The sequence below is a fragment of the Pedobacter montanisoli genome (assembly GCF_022809115.1).
In the GTDB taxonomy this organism is placed as follows: domain Bacteria; phylum Bacteroidota; class Bacteroidia; order Sphingobacteriales; family Sphingobacteriaceae; genus Pedobacter; species Pedobacter montanisoli.
In genome coordinates this window covers 1,521,266-1,544,538 of sequence record NZ_JALGBH010000001.1, presented here as the reverse complement: position 1 = coordinate 1,544,538, position 23,273 = coordinate 1,521,266, and the positions used below count along the sequence as shown (strand labels likewise).

The 23,273-nt window shown below is 36.9% G+C and carries 20 protein-coding genes; 13 read left to right on the top strand and 7 right to left on the bottom strand.

Annotated features, from left to right (window positions below; all coding sequences use genetic code 11):
- Window positions 1-145 precede the first annotated feature (145 nt).
- A complete protein-coding gene (locus MMF97_RS06845; RefSeq protein ID WP_243360852.1) occupies window positions 146-1,054 on the bottom strand; it encodes an SDR family oxidoreductase in 909 nt (302 codons plus the stop codon).
- 241 nt (window positions 1,055-1,295) lie between these two features.
- Here MMF97_RS06845 and atpD point away from each other — a divergent pair, with 241 nt between their 5' ends.
- The 3 genes from atpD (at window position 1,296) to MMF97_RS06830 (ending at window position 4,400) form a co-directional block, all read left to right on the top strand.
- On the top strand, window positions 1,296-2,798 hold the full coding sequence (gene atpD, locus MMF97_RS06840; RefSeq protein WP_243360849.1) for a F0F1 ATP synthase subunit beta: 1,503 nt from the start codon (window positions 1,296-1,298) through the stop codon (window positions 2,796-2,798).
- A 113-nt stretch (window positions 2,799-2,911) separates the two neighbouring features.
- On the top strand, window positions 2,912-3,157 hold the full coding sequence (gene atpC / locus MMF97_RS06835) for an ATP synthase F1 subunit epsilon (RefSeq protein WP_243360846.1): 246 nt from the start codon (window positions 2,912-2,914) through the stop codon (window positions 3,155-3,157).
- A 184-nt stretch (window positions 3,158-3,341) separates the two neighbouring features.
- The gene (locus tag MMF97_RS06830; protein ID WP_243360844.1) at window positions 3,342-4,400 is read left to right on the top strand and encodes a hypothetical protein; all 1,059 of its coding nucleotides are present in this window, start codon (window positions 3,342-3,344) and stop codon (window positions 4,398-4,400) included.
- A gap of 130 nt (window positions 4,401-4,530) precedes the next feature.
- On the opposite strand, the gene MMF97_RS06825 is transcribed toward MMF97_RS06830, so the two are convergent.
- From MMF97_RS06825 to MMF97_RS06810, 4 genes are all read right to left on the bottom strand, one after another.
- Complete coding sequence (locus MMF97_RS06825; protein WP_243360842.1) at window positions 4,531-5,619, bottom strand: acyl-CoA dehydrogenase family protein; 1,089 nt, start codon at window positions 5,617-5,619, stop codon at window positions 4,531-4,533.
- Window positions 5,620-5,636: 17 nt separating this feature from the next.
- The gene (gene pnuC, locus MMF97_RS06820) at window positions 5,637-6,248 is read right to left on the bottom strand and encodes a nicotinamide riboside transporter PnuC (protein WP_243360840.1); all 612 of its coding nucleotides are present in this window, start codon (window positions 6,246-6,248) and stop codon (window positions 5,637-5,639) included.
- Window positions 6,249-6,628: 380 nt separating this feature from the next.
- Window positions 6,629-7,384, bottom strand: a complete 756-nt coding sequence (locus MMF97_RS06815; RefSeq protein ID WP_243360838.1) for an energy transducer TonB — start codon at window positions 7,382-7,384, stop codon at window positions 6,629-6,631.
- 46 nt (window positions 7,385-7,430) lie between these two features.
- The gene (locus MMF97_RS06810) at window positions 7,431-10,286 is read right to left on the bottom strand and encodes a DNA gyrase/topoisomerase IV subunit A (RefSeq protein ID WP_243360836.1); all 2,856 of its coding nucleotides are present in this window, start codon (window positions 10,284-10,286) and stop codon (window positions 7,431-7,433) included.
- A gap of 233 nt (window positions 10,287-10,519) precedes the next feature.
- Here MMF97_RS06810 and MMF97_RS06805 point away from each other — a divergent pair, with 233 nt between their 5' ends.
- Together MMF97_RS06805 and MMF97_RS06800 are read left to right on the top strand one after the other, a co-directional pair.
- Window positions 10,520-11,008, top strand: coding sequence for a YdeI/OmpD-associated family protein (locus MMF97_RS06805; RefSeq protein WP_243360834.1), 489 nt, complete (start codon window positions 10,520-10,522; stop codon window positions 11,006-11,008).
- 8 nt (window positions 11,009-11,016) lie between these two features.
- Entirely contained in the window at window positions 11,017-11,499 is a 483-nt protein-coding gene (locus MMF97_RS06800) for a YdeI/OmpD-associated family protein (protein ID WP_243360832.1), read from the top strand.
- Window positions 11,500-11,530: 31 nt separating this feature from the next.
- Here the strand turns inward: MMF97_RS06800 and MMF97_RS06795 are convergent, their stop codons facing one another.
- Entirely contained in the window at window positions 11,531-11,959 is a 429-nt protein-coding gene (locus tag MMF97_RS06795; protein WP_243360831.1) for a DUF6326 family protein, read from the bottom strand.
- 222 nt (window positions 11,960-12,181) lie between these two features.
- Between MMF97_RS06795 and MMF97_RS06790 the strand changes: the two genes are divergently transcribed.
- The 7 genes from MMF97_RS06790 to MMF97_RS06760 all read left to right on the top strand — a co-directional run bounded on the left by MMF97_RS06790 (window position 12,182) and on the right by MMF97_RS06760 (window position 18,009).
- Window positions 12,182-12,496: a phosphoribosylpyrophosphate synthetase gene (locus MMF97_RS06790; protein WP_243360829.1), complete on the top strand. Its 315-nt coding sequence runs from the start codon at window positions 12,182-12,184 to the stop codon at window positions 12,494-12,496.
- Window positions 12,496-12,849, top strand: a complete 354-nt coding sequence (locus MMF97_RS06785; RefSeq protein ID WP_243360827.1) for a DUF488 domain-containing protein — start codon at window positions 12,496-12,498, stop codon at window positions 12,847-12,849. Before MMF97_RS06790 ends, MMF97_RS06785 begins: the two co-directional genes overlap by 1 nt.
- 9 nt (window positions 12,850-12,858) lie before the next feature.
- On the top strand, window positions 12,859-13,314 hold the full coding sequence (locus MMF97_RS06780) for a hemerythrin domain-containing protein (RefSeq protein ID WP_243360825.1): 456 nt from the start codon (window positions 12,859-12,861) through the stop codon (window positions 13,312-13,314).
- A gap of 224 nt (window positions 13,315-13,538) precedes the next feature.
- Window positions 13,539-14,570, top strand: coding sequence for an LLM class flavin-dependent oxidoreductase (locus MMF97_RS06775; RefSeq protein WP_243360823.1), 1,032 nt, complete (start codon window positions 13,539-13,541; stop codon window positions 14,568-14,570).
- 164 nt (window positions 14,571-14,734) lie between these two features.
- A complete protein-coding gene (locus tag MMF97_RS06770; protein WP_243360820.1) occupies window positions 14,735-15,961 on the top strand; it encodes a carboxypeptidase-like regulatory domain-containing protein in 1,227 nt (408 codons plus the stop codon).
- A 36-nt stretch (window positions 15,962-15,997) separates the two neighbouring features.
- A complete protein-coding gene (locus MMF97_RS06765) occupies window positions 15,998-17,065 on the top strand; it encodes a PA0069 family radical SAM protein (RefSeq protein WP_243360818.1) in 1,068 nt (355 codons plus the stop codon).
- A gap of 62 nt (window positions 17,066-17,127) precedes the next feature.
- Window positions 17,128-18,009 (top strand): ATP-grasp domain-containing protein, encoded by an 882-nt coding sequence (locus tag MMF97_RS06760; RefSeq protein WP_243360816.1) that lies wholly within the window; start codon window positions 17,128-17,130, stop codon window positions 18,007-18,009.
- Between the two features lie 558 nt (window positions 18,010-18,567).
- Here MMF97_RS06760 and MMF97_RS06755 read toward each other — a convergent pair.
- On the bottom strand, window positions 18,568-21,108 hold the full coding sequence (locus MMF97_RS06755) for an ATP-dependent Clp protease ATP-binding subunit (RefSeq protein ID WP_243360815.1): 2,541 nt from the start codon (window positions 21,106-21,108) through the stop codon (window positions 18,568-18,570).
- A 374-nt stretch (window positions 21,109-21,482) separates the two neighbouring features.
- Between MMF97_RS06755 and ettA the strand changes: the two genes are divergently transcribed.
- Entirely contained in the window at window positions 21,483-23,162 is a 1,680-nt protein-coding gene (gene ettA, locus MMF97_RS06750; RefSeq protein ID WP_243360813.1) for an energy-dependent translational throttle protein EttA, read from the top strand.
- The last annotated feature ends 111 nt before the right edge of the window (window positions 23,163-23,273 follow it).

Below are 23,273 nucleotides of genomic sequence, written 5' to 3'. Positions count from 1 at the left end.
TGTGGTTCAAAAACAGCCAACTGTTTAGCCTTCTATCTCCAATCTTTCTTCAAAATTATAAAGTTAATTGGTTCATTTGGTTGGTTAATCGTTAACTGCTAAAAAATCTGCAGTACTGATATTTAAAATACTTCATCTTTAATCCTTATTCTTTATTCCCTAATTGCTTCCTCACTAAGGCTAACCCATCTTCAAAGCTATGAGGTCGATAATTTAATTCGGTCATTGCTTTGTCTAAAATAAAACCTGTTTTTAACGGCCGTTTAGCTTCCTGATTTAATGTGGCAGAACTGACTTCTTTAATCAGAGATTTATCCAAGTTCCAGAAATCAGCAACTTTATAAACAATATCAGCAATACGCATCATATCTGGCCCTGAAATATGAAAAATACCTTCTGCTTCTTTCTCTGCCACAGCAACACTTGCCCAAGCCAGGTCTTCGGCTAAGGTAGGCATACGCCATTGGTCATTTACCACGTTAACAGCTGTATTACTCAACAAAGCATTTTTAGCCCACAATACAATATTACTGCGGCTCATATCTTTTAAGATACCATATACCAATATGGTACGGACAATAGCCCACTTACCTTTCATCTGTTGTGTTAATCGTTCTCCTTCCAGTTTGCTCTCACCATAATAACTTACAGGATTTGGCAAATCTGTTTCTTTATAAGGTCCTGCTTTGCCATCAAAAACAAAATCGGTAGATATATATATAAAATGTATAGCCAGTTCTTCGCACAACGCTATCAGGTTAGCGGTGGCTTCTACATTTACTTTCTGGCATAATTCTCTATCGGCATGGCAGGTATCTACATTGGTAATTGCGGCCGCATGAATCAGCGTATCAGGTTTGTGTTTTCTAAGAACTTGGCTCACCTGTTCTATATCACAAATATTCATTTCTTCATAAGTATAATTTCCATCTGCAAAAACCCTGTTCTTTCCCTTACCTGTAGCTATCAGTTGCAGGTTATCTAAAGAAAGAATATAATCTGTTAATTTCTGCCCCAACAGTCCGTTGCTGCCGGTTACCAATATTTTTTTCATTTCTATATCTCAAGCAAATTCTCCTGTACTTTCAGCTACAGAAGACAAGTGAATTTAAGCCTAAAAATACGTTATTTACAACATTTAAAATGCATCGGTTTTGATGTTTAAATAATTGTTAAAAAACTTTTTATTTATCTGTAAAAATTACATTTAAAAGTTATAACTTTGCCAACCGAAAAGTAGGTGCGTAAAAACGCGTTTAACATTTTGATTTTTATAATTTTACCAAAAAGAATATATGCCTAACATTGGAAAAATAGCGCAGATTATAGGCCCGGTAGTTGACGTAAGCTTTGTTAACGATGCCCATTTACCTAAAATTTTCTCTGCTTTAGAGATTACAAAAGAAAACGGACAAAAAATCGTTTTAGAGGTGCAACAACACCTTGGCGAAGACCGTGTTCGTGCCATTGCAATGGACTCAACTGATGGTTTAGTACGTGGAATGGACGCTTTAGACACTGGAGCTCCTATTAAAATGCCTGTTGGCGATGAAATCAAAGGGCGTTTATTCAACGTAGTTGGTGAAGCTATTGACGGTATCAATAAAATTGATAATAGCAATGGTAAACCTATTCACGCTGCTCCTCCTAAGTTTGATGAGCTTTCTACTGAAACCGAAGTACTTTTTACAGGTATCAAAGTTATCGATTTATTAGAGCCTTATGCAAAAGGTGGTAAAATCGGTTTATTTGGTGGTGCCGGTGTAGGTAAAACTGTATTAATTATGGAATTGGTAAATAATATTGCCAAGGCCTATGCAGGTTTATCTGTATTTGCTGGTGTAGGTGAGCGTACCCGTGAAGGTAATGACCTTTTGCGCGAGTTTATCGAATCTGGTGTAATTAACTATGGTGATGATTTCTTACACTCAATGGAAAAAGGTGGTTGGGATTTATCTAAAGTAGATACTGAAAAATTAAAAGATTCAAAAGCAACATTGGTATTCGGACAGATGAACGAGCCTCCTGGTGCACGTGCTCGTGTAGCTTTATCAGGATTAACCGTTGCTGAATATTTCCGTGATGGTGATGGCGAAGGCGCAGGAAAAGACATTCTTTTCTTCGTTGATAACATCTTCCGTTTCACTCAGGCAGGTTCTGAGGTATCGGCTCTTTTAGGTCGTATGCCTTCGGCAGTAGGTTACCAACCTACATTAGCTACTGAGATGGGTTTAATGCAAGAGCGTATTACTTCAACTAAACGTGGTTCAATTACTTCGGTACAGGCTGTATATGTACCTGCCGATGACTTAACTGACCCTGCTCCGGCTACAACATTTGCTCACTTAGATGCTACAACCGTATTGTCACGTAAAATTTCTGAGCTAGGTATTTATCCTGCGGTAGATCCATTAGATTCTACTTCACGTATCTTAAACCCGGCTGTTTTAGGTGACGAGCATTATAATACTGCTCAACGTGTTAAAGAAATTTTACAACGTTATAAAGAACTTCAGGATATCATTGCCATCTTAGGTATGGATGAGTTATCTGAAGAAGATAAATTAACTGTACACAGAGCTCGTCGTGTACAACGTTTCTTATCTCAGCCGTTCCACGTTGCAGAACAGTTTACCGGTCTAAAAGGTGTATTAGTTGACATTAAAGAAACTATCAAAGGATTTAACATGATCATGGATGGTGAAGTTGACGAATATCCTGAAGCAGCATTCAACTTAGTTGGTACAATAGAAGATGCTATTGAAAAAGGTAAAAAATTATTGGCAGAAGCTAATTAGTATATAGTAGTTAGTACTTAGCATATAGATAACTCTTTAGCCTAAGTACTACCTCATTAATTCATTTAGTGAATTGGCTTAAAACTAATTACTAAATACTAACTACTAAAGAAATGAATTTAGAAATATTAACCCCAGATAAAAAAGTTTATGAAGGCGAAGTAACAGCGGTTACTGTGCCGGGAACATCAGGTTCTTTCCAGATTTTGAAAGACCACGCTCCTATTATATCAACTTTGGAAGATGGACCAGTAATAGTTAAAAACAGCAGCCACGAAGAAATCTTTAACATTAAAGGTGGAGTTGTTGAGGTTTTGGACAATAAAATCATTGTATTAGCTGAGGCAATCGTAGCTTAGTTTTATACATTAAAATTAAATAAAAAGCTCCGAAGTAATTTTCGGAGCTTTTTTTTAACCCTTATTTTAACATCCAATTCAAATCAGGAATACAATGTTAAAGTGTTGATAATTATCACAATTTTACTTGTTTAATTAGCTTACTTTTGACAAATTGGAAAAAACTAAATTTTATATATCTAACATGAAATTAAAAAGGATGGCAGGGGCATTGGCCTTAGCCGCATTAGTAATCAGTACATTTTCTTACTGTACTTCTGATGCTAAAAAAGTATCTGGTAAAGCTGGCGGTTCTAAGAAAACAGATAGCACAGGTACCGAACTCGTAGCTGAAGAAGAAATAGATACCAGAACACCTGTTGATACAGCAAAATACAATGAACTGGTAAAGAAACTGGCAAATGGTGATACTACTGGAAAATGGCCTGTAAAAAATCAACCTTATCCATTGGCTGGTGCTATTCTACCTTTTAAACGTATCGTGGTTTATTATGGCAACCTGCATTCAAAAAAAATGGGTGCTTTGGGCGAGTATGAACCGAAAGAAATGTGGAAACGTTTAAATGCAGAAATCAAGCATTGGGAAAAAGTAGATCCTAGCACACCTGTACAGGCTGGCTTGCATTATATAGCTGCCGTTGCAAGTGGCACTGCAGGTAAAGATGGCAAATACATTAACCGTATGGCTAACTCTCAGATTGATTCTGTATTGAAAATTGCTAAAATGCGTCCGAATACGATTGTATTTTTAGATTTACAAGTGGCATTGAGTAACATCAAATCTGAATTACCTCATATTGAGAAATACCTTGAACTACCTTATGTACATTTAGGTATAGATCCTGAATTTTCAATGAAAGATGGTTCTTTACCGGGTAAAAAAATTGGCACTTATGATGCTGCTGATATCAACTATGTATCAGGTTATCTTGCTGATCTTGTAAAGAAACACAACTTACCTCCTAAAGTATTTGTAGTACACCGTTTTACCAAGAAAATGGTTACCAATTCTCAGAGCATTAAATTAAGACCAGAGGTACAGATTGTAATGCATATGGACGGATGGGGAGAACCAGATTTAAAATTAGGTACTTACAGACACTTTATTTATGGTGAACCGGTACAGTTTACAGGTTTTAAATTATTTTATAAAAACGACCTGAAAAAAGCACCTAACCGCTTAATGACACCAGAGGAACTCATGAAATTAAAACCTGTTCCTATTTACATCCAGTATCAGTAATTGATCAAATTCTAAAAGAAGAGGATATTTAAAGTCTTTCGTCATTCTTAATTAAGATCTTGAAAATAAGTTCAGGATGACAACGAAGAAATGGACTTTAAATATCCTCTTATTATTGTATGGTTTACAATTAAATAGCAAACGTAAGTAAAGCATGTTGACTGGCTGTATGCAAATCACGCCATACCCTGTTTATTTCAGTTTCTTTTTTTGCCGCTTCGAGGCCGGCGTAAGGATAAAGCCTATCAACACTTGTTCTGGTTTGATGTGCCAGTTCCCTGCTCAATTTACTCACTTTAAGCAAGGCATGTTCATCAATAGTTCCTTTCCTGTTTAATTGTTGCCACGAATCATCAAAAGCTTGGTAAAACTGATTGCGAGCCGCATCCAATTCATTTTTATTCTTTTTAAGTTCCGTTGTAAAAACGCTGACCTGTTGTGGCTCATATCTTTTAGCTGCTGCTCTTGTAAAGAAGTGCTGCTCTACTAAATCTGTAAAATGTCTTGCCATTCCTAAACTATTTACGGAAAGCGTGGTTTCTGCCAGTTGAAGAAAAGGATAGTCAAATCCTCTATCGGTTACCTGTATATGGGTATTGATTACAAAAGAACGATTTTCAGGCACTTCTAATTCGTTTACCTCAAACGAATGGCTACCTGTAGCGATCATACCTATATATGACCAGCCCGGCAATACCTGTACTTCTGATTTTTTAAAAACAAATGATTTAATTAAAGGATTGCCTTCCCCATCTTGTATAGCATTCCCCTTTTCATCCTGCAAAATGCAATTAGCCGTAAAAACCGTAGCATGCAATGCGCCGCTTGCATACTGCCATCTACCATTAATGATATAACCATTTGCTGATTTCCTTGCCGTACCTCCTGTTGCGCCACTACCTGCAAAACAAGCCTGATCATCTGCTAAGATAGCTTTAACTAATGAGGAATCTATAAAACCGGTAAACCACGAAGCACCACTGCACAAAGTTATAGTCCACGCCAAACTTCCGTCTAAATAAGCCAGTTCTTCTTCCAGTCTTAAAATATCAGGTAGTTTCATCCCCGGGCCGCCATAAATTTCAGGCACAAAAAGTTTAAACCAATTGTGCTGATAAGCCATATCTAATATCAAGGGATGCAATTGACCCAGTTTTTCTGATTCTGCCGACAAAGACCGTATCAGCTCGCGATGCGCTTCGGTTAAAATATTTTTCATGCTTATGCCCATTGCTGTTAATATTGTGCCTTATATATTCTTTTCCAGTCTATAAATCCAAAAATGGCCACCACAAACAAGAAAGCGGTAAGTAAGGCCATCATAAGCAAGCCTTTATGTATAAGCAAAGGTATGGCCACGATATTAGAAACGTTCAGAAAAACCCAATTCTCTATTTTACGACGTGCCAGCAGCCACATACCAGCCCAAGCTGCAGATGAAACAAAAGCATCAAAAGCAGGTACATCAGATTTTGTAAATTTAACCAGTATGGTATATAATAAGATATAACCCCCAACAACTATTGAACAGGCCCTGAGCATTTCAGATCTGTTGGTCCATGATACGGCTAAGGTTTTTCCTTCCTGATTATTTCTTTGCCATACCGCCCAACCATAAATACTCATTACTAGGTAATATAGATTCAATAAGGCTTCGGCATAGAGCATAGTATGTACCAAAAGATACATAGACAACACCACAGATATGATACCTGCAGGATATAATAAGATATTGTTTTTACGTGCCAGTAAAACTTCGGCTACACCAAAAATAACGGCAAACCATTCTAAAAAAGAAGTTGCCAATACCTGTTCTTTAAATAAAGAAAACCACTCCTGAAATTCCATCTTCAATGAATTTTAATTCAAAACCTAAAAATTTATTGAAAACTGCTTTCAGGGCAAAACAGTATTGCAGTGTAACCTCCTTATCCCTACGTCGGTATTATCCGCATCAGGTGTGTTGTTGAGTTAAAAATTGAAAGTAAAAAATTGGAATTTTAATACACGTTCTTTTTAACTCAAAACTGGGTATAATCTCAGCCTGCTAAGTAATAGGTTTAATAAACAAGCACCCCTTTGAGTAAGGCAAATATAGTTTAAATCATTAAATTCGAATGTTAATATTCTAAAAAGGCTTTTTTTAGCAGTTCCTATACCACCTTAAGACTTGAATAAATCTCTTTGTACAGATTTGTCAGTAAAGGTGATTTTATTTTTCTTAGCTATTATTCTACTAATCTAAAAGGAACTGTAATCGAGGTACGTTGAGGGTAGTGTTTTCCTTCATTCATGGCTACATTCCACTTTGTTGTTTTAAGGATTCTTATCACCTCATCTGAACAGCCATAACCTATATCTTTAACGATTAAAAAATCTTTCACTGCTCCTAAAGTATCTATCGTAAATTCGATTTCAACATCTCCTTCAACATTATATTCAATAGCCGCTTTAGGATAAACAATATTTGTTTTTAAGAGTTGATAGAGTTTATTAAGGCCACCAGGATATGTTGCGGGTAAAGGATTATAAATTCCATCGAAATAATACTCTGGTTGTTTAATAACTTTTTTAACCAGAAGCCCCCCCGAATCAGTCGACTGTCTTTTTGCTGAAATAAATAATGATGAGTTATTACTATAGCTTTGGATCTTACTCCTTATTTTCACCAATAAGTACCTGCTCTTATTATTTATAATACGTTGATCATTTACACCATAAAAAAATATTAAAGTATCAATTGGCTTAACCCCACTTAGAAAAAAATATCCATTGCGATCAGTTTTTGCAGTTTTATATTGATATTTTTCATTTAGGTTCTTAGAAATAACTACTGCACCCTCCAAGGCTTCCCCTTTTTCATTAATTACTTTGCCTGAAATATTTATGGTATCAATTAATATAGATACGGTATCTCCAACTTTTTGGGCATAACACGTTACACTTAAACAAAGTATAACGATAATATAAATTAAATTTTTCATTATGCTTCAAGTATTTTATGTCTTCAAGCGTTATTTAATTAAACGTTTAAAAAAAACCCAACTGCCCCTTATCATCCATTTTGATATCATCAGGATTGGTAATTTCAAATGATATTTTCTTCTTTTCAGGTTTCGGTTCCTCGTTCTCCTGAGGCTTCGGTTCTTCACTTTCTTGAGGTTCCGGTTTTTCTATAACAGGTTCGGGAGTTTCAGTTTTAGCGGCCGATTTGAATGTAGCCTTAGCTTTAGGTTTTTCTTCTTCCTCAGTATCTTCTATTTCGGTCGTCTCTTCTTTGGAGTTGGTTTCCGTATCGTTTATTTCTTCTTCTGTAGTTTCTGCATCATTATCCTGTAGTGGTTCTTCCTCTTCAACAATACCGATCTCCAATTCGGCATCCATAAGTTGTACCTGCTTAACTACATGCGGAGTTAAACGGTTTCCATTTGCTTTCCAGCCTTTAATATCTATCAATCCGGTCAGTTCAAGCTCTAAAGTTTCAGGTGTTTTGGTTTTTCCTTTTTCTACATCCAGTATAATTTTGGCATCTGCTTTTCCGGTAATAAGGATCATTTTCGAACCATTTTCTTCGCTGATAAAGCTCACCACTTTACCAATAGGCTGAGTTTCAAAAACAAACCTCTTTACAAAATAATTTTTAGCCTTACCATCATAGTGTATAACACTGTAAACATGTTCAGGATTAAATTTCTGCATGAGTACAATGCCTTCATCAAAGTGGTTGTTCAGCTCAAATGTGCTCAGCTCATAAGTACCGTTGCCATATACCTGTAAGATTTTATCATCGCCATCAAATTCTCCTAGGTATTTACCACGCCCATCTACATTTAAGCGCTTTAAAATATCATCATACCATATTTTAATGCCCGCCAGCGTAGAAACCCCCTTACTCTTCAACAATACTTTTTTAACCGGAGATTTAACCACTATATTACCCATAGAGCCCCGGCCTTTTATGGCAACATTGGCAAAATCAACATCAACACTCAATTTCTTAAGTTTTGAATGCGGTTTTAACTGAACGGTAACAATCTCTGCCTCGCCATTTGGATTGGCTGTAAAGTACAACACTTTAGATCCTTTGGTACCTTTGGTTAAATCATATTCTTTATCGCGGGTTACCCCCAAAACAGAAAAGCGTTTGATATAACTGATACCGCTGGCCCCATCTTTATAAATCATATTATAAACCGTACGGTCATCACCTTTTTTAAATACCTGGGCATGTATAATATGTTTGCCCACAAAGGTTTTATCAGCTACTTTGGTTACAATAAAGCGCCCGTCTTCCCTAAATACGATAATCTCATCAATATCTGAGCAATCGCCCACAAACTCATCTTTTTTAAGTCCCGTACCAATGAAACCATCTTCGCGGTTCATGTAGAGTTTTACATTAGCTAAAGCTACTTTTGCCGCCTCTACTTTATCAAATAATCTGATTTCTGTTTTACGCTCGCGACCTTTACCATATTTATCTTTAATTTTCTGGAACCAGGCAATAGTATATTCAGTAAGATGACGCAGATTGCTTTTCACCTGTTTAATTTCTTCTTCAAGTGCTTTCATCTGTTCGTCTGCCTTTTTCACATCAAAACGTGTAATGCTACTCATAGGCTTATCAATCAGCTTCTTGAAATCTTCAGGTTGTATTTCACGATATAAAGAAGGTTTAAATGGTTCAAACAAGCGATGCAATACCGTAACTACTGTATCAAAATCTCCCGAGTTTTCATAATCGGTATGTTTGTACATACCTTCCTGTATAAATATTTTAAGCAAAGAACTAAAGAAAATCTTCTCCTGTAATTCATGCAACCTGATTTCGAGCTCTTTTTTAAGAAGTGCTTTTGTGCTTTTGGTATTTTGTTCTAAAATATCATTAACACTTAAGAAATAGGGTTTTTCATCTTTAATTACGCAGGTATTTGGTGATATGGATACCTCACAGGAAGTAAAGGCATATAAAGCATCAATAGTTACATCAGGCGAAATACCTGGCGCCAGATGTACCACTATCTCAACCTTAGCAGCCGTGTTATCTTCTATTTTTTTGATCTTGATCTTGCCTTTATCGTTAGCGGCAAGAATGCTGTCAATTACCGAGCCCGTAGTAGTGCTGTAAGGTACTTCGGTAATAATTAAGGTTTTTTTATCTCGTTCTGTTATTTTGGCTCTAACCCTGATCTTTCCGCCACGTTGTCCTTCGTTGTAGTTAGAAAAATCGGCCATACCCCCTGTAAAGAAATCGGGTAGTATGTTAGAACGATTGCCACGCAGAATTTCTATAGAAGCATCTAAGAGTTCTACAAAATTATGCGGCATAATCTTGGTGGCTAGTCCCACGGCTATACCTTCTGCTCCTTGAGCAAGCAACAAAGGAAATTTAACAGGTAAAGTTACCGGTTCCTGGTTACGTCCATCGTAACTCAGTTGCCATTCTGTAGTATCAGGATTAAATACCACATCATTGGCAAATTTAGATAAACGAGCTTCAATATAACGTGGTGCCGCAGCGCTATCGCCCGTAACCGGATCTCCCCAGTTTCCCTGACAATCAATGAGCAGATCTTTTTGGCCCAATTGAACCATTGCATCGCCAATAGAAGCATCACCGTGTGGGTGATATTTCATGGTATTCCCTATTACATTGGCCGCTTTGTTAAAACGCCCATCGTCCATTTCTTTAAGCGAGTGCATAATACGACGCTGTACCGGTTTAAAACCATCGTTAATATGCGGTACTGCCCGATCTAAAATTACATAAGAAGCATAATCAAGGAACCAGTTCTCATACAGACCGTTAATAGGCATTACGGTATGCTTATTATCCTGTCCGTTAGATTCCTGATTTTCGTTTACGTTATCTAATTCTTCACTCATGCGTTCAAAAATTTTTGGGATGCGTAAATATAAGATTTGAGGTGCATTTATGCGACAGAAGTTTTTAACATTCATTGAATAGGAATATGCTTCATCTTTACCTGTGCAATTTTATGATAATTTGACTTTCTCTCTCTGAAATATCCTATTATGCCCTGTATATTTCACGCCTTTTACCTATATTAATTGTAAAAATAGATTTTAACTGATATTCATCTTATTCATAGCGAAATATGGAAAAGCCTTTGGTAAACAAACAATATTTGCTTGAAAAGCATCCGGGTAAAGGTGGATGGACTTATGCCGCTATTCCCGAAGTTATACAGAGCAAAACAAGTACTTTTGGCTGGGTAAAAGTAAAGGGTAGTATAGATGGTTTTGAGTTTAAAAATTCCCGCTTACAGCCTATGGGTAACAACAGGCTTTTTTTCCCTGTAAGAGCCGAAATCAGAAAGAAAATCAAAAAACAGGCTGGCGATTTTGTACATATTATCTTATATGCAGATCATGACCCTGTAGAAGTTCCCGAAGAGCTTTTGCAATGTTTATCAGATCATCCTTTAGCGCAACAGGTTTTTTTAAGTTACACAGAAGGAGAACAAAAAGCTTTTATCAACTGGATTTATGCGGCCAAAACTGATGATACAAAAGTTGAGCGCATAAGCCAAATGCTAAACAAGCTTGAAAAAGGAGAAAGATTAAAAACGAAACAAACCCTGTAAAGCAAAATATGCATCAATTTAAAGCCCCATTAGATATCATTGGCATTAATCCTTTTGTCTATGTTCCTGTAGCTATTCTTGAAGATATCTTTGTAAAAGCAGGTAAAAACAAAGGACATATTCCTGTTTGCGGAATGATCAATCACCAGAATTACAAACAGACTTTGGTAAAATATGCAGGCGAATGGCGGCTATACATCAACACTAAGATGCTTAAAAACTCACCTAAAAGAATTGGTGAAATGGTACATATTACCGTTCAATATGATACTGATGACCGCAGCATAAAACCTCATCCAAAATTTACAGAAGCCTTAGCCGAAAATCCTGAAGCCGAAAAAATATTTTTAGCGCTCCCACCTTATCTTCAGAAAGAAATCATACGGTACATTTCAGGTTTAAAATCAGAAGAAAGTATTAACCGGAATATTGCTAAAGCAATTGATTTTTTATTGGGTAAAGGCAGGTTTGTAGGACGGGATAAACCTTAAGCCAATTCAACCTGATTAAAATTAAAACACCTTAAGCCTTTTTCAATTTTGGCCATGCCCATGCCTTGAAAACAATTATTGCTGTTAATATGCTTTCAAGAAATGAAAGAAACACATAAAAACTCCGCCATTCGGTTATTGAAGATATACCTACCAGCAGCGTAAACAGTGTAACGAATATTCCAACTGCAATATTTAACCATTTGGCTAATTTGACACTGAGCATTAATGATAAGAAAATCATTAAAGCCGGTATAGTTAATATAATAGTTGCCAGCAATAATTTTACAGGGCTATCTAACATGTTCTGCCCATTTAAAAGGCCTTCTACTTTTTTGGGCACATATAATTCAAAATAATCGCCATAAATATAACAGAACATTACTGATGTCCATATTGCAGCAAGTTTTATTCTGATGTTTACTTTGTGATCTTCTAAGATTTGTTTGTTGGCAAGCATATATTCCCTTTATTTTATTAGGACAGCAAAATCTGGTATTTGTTACGATTTAAGTCTAGCAGCCGTTGACCTTGTACAATTTAGATTTGGCATGAAGTTATTCTTTTAAATAGAGCTTATCCTTTATTTCAGATAAATTTATCTGAAATAAAGAATTTGATTATATTTGTTATTGGCAATAGAGAGTTTTAGCCTTAGTAAGTTTTTCATTAACTTTAGTATATGTACAGCTACAATACACTCAGCGAGGCCGTTAACGACCTGATAAAAAGAGGTTATACTACCGATTTTTTATTAAAATCTGATCAGGATTACCTGATATGCTCAGATAACTCTTTTGAATTATCTCCTGATGATTTTGTGATAGACGAAATCTATCGGTTTGAAGGTATGACCGATCCTGCCGACGAAAGCATTGTATTTGCGATATCATCAGATAAACACAACATAAAGGGTATGGTAATCAACAGCTTTGGTGCAGATTTTGGCTACAGGTCTTCTAAACTGGTAGAACATCTCAGAAAAGCAATCAAATAATGTACAGGGCAAAAATTAAAAGGGTATATGACAAGCCCGAAAAAACTGATGGTTACCGCATGTTGGTTGACAGATTATGGCCACGCGGTATCAAAAAGGAAGATGCTCATTTAGATGAATGGAATAAGGAACTTTGCCCTTCAACAGCACTCAGAAAGGCATTTAATCATAAAGAAGAACTTTTTGAAATGTTCGCTTTACGCTACCGGGAAGAGCTAACGGGCAAAGAAGAAGAACTACATCGCGTTAAAGCCATTTTGGATCATCAGAACCTAACCCTTATTTATGCGGCCAAAGACCCTAAAATAAACCATGCCATAATATTATTAGATGTTTTAAAGAATGTAAAATAAAAGCCCGTAATGAGTAATCCCCTAAAACGTCATCCTGCCCTACAACCCTTAAGCAGAGAACATCATTATGGACTGCTCTTAAGCTGGAAAATACGCGAAGGTTTTAAGCGTAATATAGCTCCCGAACGTATCAAAAAATACGCCAACTGGTTTTGGGAAAATCACCTGCATCCACATTTTAATACAGAAGAAAAATATCTTTTTTCTATTCTACCTGCTCAAAACGAACATATCAAAAAAGCTTTATCAGAGCACCGCAGGTTAAAGCGTTTGTTTGCCGAAGAGGGCGAACCTACCCGAACGCTAAGCCTGATTGAAGAAGAATTGGAAAATCATATCCGATTTGAAGAGAGGGTTCTTTTCAATGAAATTCAGCAACACGCAACTCCCGAGCAACTGGAACTAATTGAACAACAGCATCAGCACGTACCTGCCGATAACTGGAACGACGAATTTTGGAAATAATATCTGATCTTTAACTTTTTATAATAAATCTTCCACATTAAATCCTTATTCTACTAATTGAAAGTTGTTCAATTTTAGGTTAAATTACTCTACAGTTGCTCAGCGATTAAATTTTTAAACCACACAGAAGCTATAAGATATAAAAGAATATCTGACAAACTTCTTAACATAGATCAAAATTTAAATGCTTAATCGGCCCTATCTTTGTTAAAAATTTAAATGTTATGGAATTAGGTATCGGAATGTTTGGCGATTTGCAAGTGAACGCCAAAGGAGAAATACAACCGGCAAAACAACGCTTACAGGAAATCATTGAAGAAGTTAAACTGATGGATGAAGTGGGTCTTGATTTTTACGGTATAGGTGAGCATCACCGCCCTGATTATGCGGTCTCAAGTCCTGAAATTGTACTTGCTGCAGCGGCTACGGTTACCAAAAATATCAAATTGGGCAGTGCTGTTTCTGTACTGAGTTCTTCGGATCCTGTTAAACTTTATCAGAACTTTGCCACCATAGACCTGATCTCTAACGGACGTGCAGAATTAATGGCTGGCAGAGGCAGCTTTATAGAATCATTCCCCCTATTTGGTTACAATCTGGCAGATTATGATGCCCTTTTTGAAGAAAAATTAGACCTGTTGGTAAAAATAAATAAAAATGAAACCCTTAGCTGGAAAGGCAAGTTTAGACCTGAGCTAAATGAACAGATGGTTCTGCCCCGTGCAGATCACAACCATCTTAACATTTGGGTAGCTGTAGGTGGTACACCTGCATCTGTTGTTCGTGCAGGCAAATTGGGTTTACCTGTTATGTTCGCTATTATTGGTGGTAATCCGGCACAGTTTCAACCTTTGTTTGAATATTATAAACAGGCTTATGAAGATCATGGTCACGATATGAACAATTTTAAAGTTGGGGTTCATATGCACTCGTTCTTTGGAGAGAACAGTCAGGCCGTTGCCGATTATTATTATCCTGTATATGCGGCTCAAATGGATCGTATTGGACGTTCAAGAGGCTGGCCTCCTTTTCAAAAAGGCCAGTTCGATTTCGGGCGTTCAAAACATGGTGCTTTAATTATAGGTGATGTAAATGAAGCTGTAGATAAAATTCTGCAAATGCATGAGCTTTTTGGCCTAACGCGTTTTTCAGCACATATGGATGTGGGCGGTCCATCTCATGAACACATGATGAAATCAATTGAGTTATATGGTACCCAGATTGCCCCTAAAGTAAGAGAAGCATTAAAGAAATAAATCTTACAATAACCTTAAGAAAAGTAAACTGTCCGGAGAGATACATCATTCTTTTCGGACAGTTTTTGTATATCAACTTTTTATACTCAATAAATCTACGATATTTTCGTAATTTTTCTTGCACTGAAAAGTAAATCTATTTACCTTAGTTCACAAAGCTGATTATGAACTTCAAACGATTTATCTTATTCTTCCTGTTGCAGGTTAACCTTGTAGCAATGGCTCAAAACTCTTTTACCATAAGTGGTATTGTAAAAGACAAGAGAGAAAGTTTACCGGGTGCTGGTATATATATAGGTAATACTAAAATATCTACCATGAGCAATAATGAGGGTAAATTTCTGCTCCCGAACCTTAGCCCTGGTAATTATGATGTAATTGTAAAAATGATCGGCTATAAGCCTTTTGTTCAAAATGTAGAAGTTCTCAATAAAAACATTCAATTAGATATTGTTCTCGAAGAAAGCGAAATTGCTTTAAAAGAAGTTGTGATCAAACCTGATCCAAACCGACTGGCATACCTGCGTTTATTTTATGAATTATTTTTAGGTCAAAGCCCTAACGCCAAGCAATGCAAAGTATTAAACAGCGAAGTATTACAGGTTGATTACAACCAAAAAGATAAGGTTTTGAGCTTAAAAAGTGATGATTTCTTAATTATAGAGAACAAAGCACTGGGTTATCGTTTAAAATATCTACTGCAATATTTCGAATACGATTACCGTACGCAGATTATATTTTACGCTGGTTATCCTTATTTTGAAGAGCTACCCGCCTCTAAAACCAGGCAAAAGAAATGGCAGAAAATGAGAAATGAAGCTTATTATGGTTCATATATCCATTTTTTTAAATCGCTTGCAAAAGGCACTTCGCAGCAGGAAGGATTTATCATCAATAAGCTGATTACTATTCCTAACAAAAACCGACTCCCTGACAGTTTGATCAATGCCAAAATTAAGCAGATCACTAATAATATGCGTTCCATAAATGTGCTTACTTATACCAAATCAGATTCACTTGCTTTTTGGAGTAAAGAAAGGTCAAAACCTAAAACCATTAGCATGTTAGACCGGGCACAGGTAAATACCGACACCTTAGTTAAAACTTATAATGCCGATGTTAAATATATGAACTTTAGCGATGAGCTTTATATTGCCTATACTAAAGCACAAGAAGATAAAGAATATATAAGTTTAAATTTCAGCATGTCTAAACCTATGGATTATGCAAGTTATCAAGTTTCGGTTGTCCAAAAATTAAGTCCTCATATCTTTTTCTTTAATGGTGGCAATGTTGCAGACCCTAAAAGCATGTTATTTAAAGGTTATTGGTCGTATAAGAAAATCGCGGAGCTTCTTCCTCTTGAATTTGAACCAACGTTGAAAAATTAATTTTCATTTTGCTAAAAATTTTAGCATTTTTACTCAATGGAAAATGCTAATTCAACTGATTATCTAAACGGCAGAGGAGCCCAGATCAATACGCATAACCGCTTTGCCAAAAACAATCTGGTAATTGAACATGCAGAGGCTATTGATGACTGGGAAATAGAAAATCCTAAAACTACTTTTATACCTACCCATCCTAAAACCATCGTTAATAAAGTTGACAGCCCGGATACTGCCATGTTCTATTCATTAAATCCTTATCAGGGTTGTGAGCATGGATGTATTTATTGTTATGCCCGTAATTCTCATGAATATTGGGGCTATAGTGCCGGGTTGGATTTTGAAAGTAAAATTCTGATCAAGCATAATGCACCGCAATTGTTTAAACAATTTATAGAGAAAAAAAGCTGGAATGTAGTACCCATTTCAATATCGGGCAATACAGATTGTTACCAGCCCTGCGAAAGGAAATTTAAACTTACCAGACAGATTTTAGAGATTGCTTTGGCTTACAAGCACCCGATATCTATGATCACTAAAAATGCTTTGATCTTAAGAGATAAAGATATTTTGGCTGAACTGGCAAAGCTCAATCTGGTTCATGTAATGGTTTCTATTACCAGTTTAAATGAAAAGTTAAGACAAAAACTGGAGCCACGTACTACAACCGCCCGGCAACGCTTAAAAGTAATAGAAGAACTGAGTGCGCTCAATGTACCTTCAGGCGTAATGACAGCGCCTATTATACCAGGTTTAAATGACCATGAAATTCCTGCTCTGCTTAAAGCAGCAGCAAATGCAGGCGCCTTAGCTACAGGATATACTGTAGTGAGGTTAAACGGCTCCATTGCAAACATTTTTGAAGATTGGTTGAAAAAGAGTTTTCCAGATCGTTATGAAAAAGTATGGCATCAAATCCAAAGTTGCCACAACGGAAATGTAAATGACAGTCGTTATTCTGTGAGAATGCGGGGCGAAGGCAATATTGCTGACATGATACATGATACTTTTAAATTGCACTGCCGCATAAACCAACTGAATGTAAACCGTACTGAACTGCGCACCGATTTATTTAAGATCCCCACGCCGCAACTCAGCCTATTTTAAGCATTCTTAACGTTGCTATGATTTTTTGAACCGGGCATTTTTATAATTTAGCAAAAAATTGAATGATGAAATTAGCATTAATCACTTATCTAGATAAAGGTAAATACGCTTCTCCCACTGCCGAAAATGAAGATGATATCCTATTACGTTTTTTAAAAGGCAAAGGCTTAAATATAGAAAAGATAATTTGGAACGACCAGAACGTAAACTGGTCTGATTTTGAATATGCGATACTCAAATCGCCATGGGATTATTTTGACCTGATCAATGATTTTAATGCATGGCTTAATCAAATTGAAGCTTCGGGGGTTAAATTGTTGAACCCTTTTAATGTGGTAAGATGGAACAGCAACAAACATTATTTAAAAGATATTGCCGATGCGGGTTTAAACGTTACACCAAGTGCATTTTTACTAAAGGGAGAACCAGTTGATCTAAAAGCTTACTTTACTCATTTTAATACCCAACAACTGATTGTAAAACCTACGGTAAGCGGCGGTGCAAAAAACACGCTCAAAATCACTCCTGAAAATTTAGCGGAGGCAGAACAACAATTACATATTTTTCTTAAAGATGAAGATTTTATTGTTCAGCCTTTCTTAAAGGAAATTGAAGAAACCGGAGAATGGTCTTACCTCTTTTTTGGTGGTAAGTTTAGCCATGCTTTATTGAAAACTGCCAAACCAGGTGATTTCAGGGTTCAGCATACTTTTGGCGGAACAATTATACCTAAAACCGTTACACTGGATGAAACCAAAGCAGCAGAACAGTATATAAAACAGTTTGCGCAATCTTGTCTTTATGCCCGGGTTGACGGTGTGTACCTGAACGGTGTGTTCCATTTAATGGAATTAGAATTGATAGAACCGTTCTTGTTTTTAGAAACCGACCAAAACAGTTATGAAAGGTATTACCAGGCTTTACGTAATTTGATTGGTTTATAAGAATATCATTATCGTCATGCTGAATTTATCTCGACATATTTAGAAATAACAAGGCCTTATGGTAGACCCTGAAATAAATTCAGGGTGACGGATATTGAGAAAAGATTTTGAAATAAATTAACCTATCTCGTCATGCTGAACTCGTTTCAGCATCTATGGACAAACACTTTAATATAAGCAATAGACCCTGAGATAAATTCAGGAAGACGCGTGATGGGAAAAGACCTGAAATAAATTTACTCCGTAGCTTTACTTTTCACTCCAAGTCGGGGTGACGTAAAATAAATATAATATTAAACTTATCTCGTCATGCTGAACTCCCCGAAGTAAATTCGGGACAAGCTGTTTCAGCATCTTTAGTTTCCCTATGGGCAAACTGCTTAATATAAGTAATAGATCCAGAAATAAATTCAGGAACACATGATGAAAAAGCCCTTGAAACAAGTTCAGGGTGACGATTGAGGAGAAGGCATTTTACATTTAGACAAGCTCAATATGATAAGATAATTAACAAAAAAGGATGGCAATGCCATCCTTTTTCAATTCAATTCTGTGTGCTTAAGCGCCTTCTTCTTTTTTCTTTTTCTTACCACTACCTTTTGCCTGCACAATGATTTCTTCTTTCTCTTTGTTGAAATCAACTTCCAATGTATCCCCCTCGTGGATCTCTCCTTTTAAAATCTCTTCGGCAATTGGATCTTCAAGGTATTTCTGAATAGCACGTTTTAACGGACGAGCACCAAAACTACTATCGTAACCTTTCTCTGCGATAAAGTCTTTAGCCGCATCTGTAAGTTTTACTTCATAACCCAAGTTATGTACGCGGCTAAACAAGGCTTTTAACTCAATATCAATAATTTTAAATATTTCTTCTCTACCTAAGCTGTTAAACACCACCACATCATCTATACGGTTTAAGAACTCAGGGGCAAATGCACGTTTAAGCGCATTTTCTATTACATTACGACTATGAGTTTCGGTCTGGCTCATTTTGGCATTGGTAGAAAAACCTACACCTTGTCCAAAATCTTTTAGCTGACGGGCACCAATATTTGAAGTCATAATGATAATTGTATTCCTGAAATCTACTTTCCTACCCAAACTATCCGTTAATTGTCCTTCATCAAGCACTTGCAGTAAAATGTTAAACACATCAGGGTGTGCTTTTTCAATCTCATCCAATAAAACCACCGAATAAGGTTTACGACGTACTTTCTCTGTCAATTGCCCACCTTCTTCATAGCCAACATAGCCCGGAGGCGCTCCAACTAAACGAGAAACGGCAAATTTTTCCATGTACTCGCTCATGTCTATCTGGATCAGCGCATCGTCGCTATCAAACATAAAACGGGCAAGTTCTTTAGCCAGCTCAGTTTTACCTACTCCCGTAGGACCTAAGAAAATAAACGAACCAATTGGTTTTTTAGGATCTTTTAATCCGGCTCTTGTACGTTGTATTGCTTTAGTAAGCTTTTTAATCGCATCATCCTGACCAATAATTTTATCTGCAATGGTATCGTACATTTTTAACAGTTTGTTACTGTCTGTTTGTCCAACACGTTGCAAAGGAATACCCGTCATCATCGAAACTACTTCGGCTACATTATCTTCTGTTACCACATAGCGTTTAGCTTTGGTTTCAGCTTCCCAATCGGCTTTGGCTTTATCGAGTTCTTCTAATAAGCTTTTTTCGGTATCACGCAATCTTGCAGCTTCTTCGTATTTCTGGCTTTTTACCACACGGTTTTTTTCCTGTTTAATATCTTCTATCTTACTTTCGATAGCAATAATATTTTCAGGCACGTGAATATTGGTTAAATGGACACGTGAACCTGCCTCATCTAAAGCATCAATTGCTTTATCGGGTAAAAATCTATCTGTGATATATCTCGATGTTAAAGCCACACATGCTTTTATCGCATCTTCTGTATAAGTTACACCGTGGTGATCTTCGTATTTTTCTTTTATTCTGTTCAGAATTTCAATGGTCTCGTCAGGAGTAGCCGGCTCAATCATCACTTTCTGGAAACGACGATCTAATGCGCCATCTTTTTCAATAAACTGACGGTACTCATCTAAGGTTGTTGCACCTATACATTGTATTTCGCCCCTTGCTAATGCAGGTTTGAACATGTTTGAAGCATCTAAAGAACCTGAAGCCCCACCCGCACCTACAATAGTATGAATCTCATCAATGAATAGAATCACATCAGGTGATTTTTCCAATTCATTCATTACAGCTTTCATACGTTCTTCAAACTGTCCACGGTATTTGGTTCCGGCAACCAACGAAGCCAGATCTAAAGTAACCACTCGTTTGCCAAACAATACACGCGAAACCTTGCGTTGTACAATGCGTAATGCCAAACCTTCGGCTATAGCACTTTTACCAACACCCGGTTCACCAATTAAAATAGGGTTGTTCTTTTTACGACGAGATAAGATCTGCGATACACGTTCAATTTCTTTTTCACGGCCAACTATTGGGTCTAAACGACCTTCTTCTGCCGCACGTGTAAGATCACGACCAAAATTATCTAACACCGGGGTTTTAGATTTGATATCAGAAACCTTTTTAGGAGCAGAGAAACCGCCGCCATCTTCTTCTTGATAATCGTCATCACCTCCGGCTGTGCCTCCGGTCTGTGCTTCGTCTTTAAAACCGTTTTTATTGGTTTCTACTTCTTGCTTAAATAAGTCGTAACTGATATTGTACTGCATTAAAATCTGCGATGCAATGTTATCATCGTCTCTTAATATAGACAACAATAAATGCTCTGTACCGATCAGATCACTTTTAAATATTTTAGCTTCTAAGTACGTTATTTTTAAAATTTTTTCGGCCTGTTTGGTCAAAGGTATATTGCCCAAATTTACCGTAACACTTGAGGTGCCTCGTACAGCATCTTCAACTGAGCGACGTAATTTAGCTGTATCTATACCTAAAGATTTTAAGATCTTAATAGCCATTCCATCACCTTCACGTATAAGGCCCAACAATAAATGCTCGGCGCCAATATACTCGTGTCCTAACCTCAACGCTTCTTCCCTGCTGAAAGAAATCACGTCTTTTACCTGTGGAGAAAATTTAGCTTCCATAATTTGTTCATATCGAGACAATGCTAAGCTATAAATTTGTTTTATAAAACCTACGTCTCGATTTTTATATTTTATCAACAATTAAGCCATTTTGGTGGATTAAGGCGCTTATCTCTGGCACAGTTGGGTGATTATTTTAAATGGAAAGCATAAAAACAGCGAAAAATAGCACTGCAAAAGGCTTTGTCGGTAAATTGTAAGGTTTATGTAACAGTAAAAATCAGCCAAATTGCCAGCAAGAGCAAAGAAAACCGCTAAGTTGGCAGAAGAAGGAGGTTTCTAATCACTACACTAAAATGGCATAAAAGAGGCTGCATTTATATTTTTAGCTCTCAAGTTTTAACTGCATCTTTGTATGCTTAATTAAAATTGCTATGTCAGACGAGAAGATCATTTTTTCAATGGCCGGTGTAAGTAAAATTTACCCGCCACAAAAACAAGTCTTAAAAAATATATATCTGTCGTTTTTCTACGGTGCCAAAATTGGTGTTGTAGGTTTAAACGGTTCGGGTAAATCATCCTTATTAAAAATCATTGCTGGTTTAGATAAATCTATTCAGGGAGAAGTGGTATTTTCTCCAGGTTACTCAGTAGGTTACTTAGCACAGGAACCAGAATTAGACCCACATAAAACCGTACGTGAAGTGGTAGAAGAAGGGGTTGCTGAGATTACTGCTATTCTTAAAGAATACGAAGAAATTAATGAAGCATTTGGATTAGAAGAAAACTACTCTGATGCCGATAAAATGGATAAGTTGATGCAGCGACAGGGCGAGCTTCAGGATAAAATTGATGCTTCTAACGCCTGGGAATTGGACAATAAATTAGAGCGTGCAATGGACGCTTTGCGTTGTCCAGATCCAGATACCAAAATCAGTGTATTATCAGGAGGTGAGCGCCGTCGCGTGGCGATGTGCCGTCTATTGCTACAATCGCCAGATGTATTGTTATTAGATGAGCCTACCAACCACTTAGATGCCGAAAGTATCGACTGGTTAGAGCAGTTCTTGCAAAACTACGAGGGAACTGTAATTGCGGTAACCCACGACAGGTATTTCTTAGACAACGTTGCAGGCTGGATTTTAGAACTGGATCGTGGCGAAGGTATTCCATGGAAAGGTAATTACTCTTCATGGTTAGATCAAAAAGCGAAACGTTTAGCACAAGAAGAGAAAACGGAAAGTAAACGCCAAAAAGCATTAGAGCGTGAGTTAGAATGGGTTCGTATGGCACCAAAAGCACGTCATGCCAAATCTAAAGCCCGTTTATCTAACTACGACAAATTGGCGAGTGAGGATGGAAGAGAACGCGAAGAAAAATTAGAGCTATTTATTCCTGCAGGCCCTCGTTTGGGTAATGTGGTGATCGAGGCCAATAACATCTCCAAAGCTTACGATGGTAAACTGTTATTTGAAGATCTAAGCTTCTCCCTACCACCAGCGGGCATTGTAGGGATTATTGGTCCAAACGGTGCAGGTAAAACCACTTTATTCCGTTTAATTACCGGTCAGGAACAACCAGACAGTGGCGATTTTAAAGTGGGTGAAACCGTAAAATTGGGTTATGTAGATCAAATGCATAATGATCTTAACCCTGATAAAACGGTTTATGAAAACATTACCGATGGTTTGGACAACATGTTATTGGGTAACAAACAGGTAAACTCAAGAGCTTACGTTTCTAAGTTCAATTTCAACGGTGCCGATCAGCAAAAGAAAGTAGGTGTATTATCAGGTGGAGAGCGTAACCGTGTTCATTTGGCCATTACCTTAAAAGAAGGTGCCAATGTTTTATTACTGGATGAGCCTACCAACGATATCGACGTAAATACTTTACGTGCTTTAGAGGAAGCTTTGGAAAACTTTGGTGGTTGTGCCGTAGTTATTTCCCACGACAGGTGGTTCTTAGACCGTATCTGTACGCACATTTTAGCTTTCGAAGGCGATTCGCAAGTGTATTTCTTTGAAGGCAACTACTCTGATTACGAAGAAAACCGTAAAAAACGTTTGGGTGATGTTGCGCCTAAGCGTATCAGATATAAAAAACTGGGATAATTTTTCCATTAGAGGGTGTTCAAATTCAACTTTTCTCAAGATCCTGAAACAAGTTCAGGATGACGAAGATGGTTAATTTTGAACACTCTCTTTTTTACCGTATATAAAAAA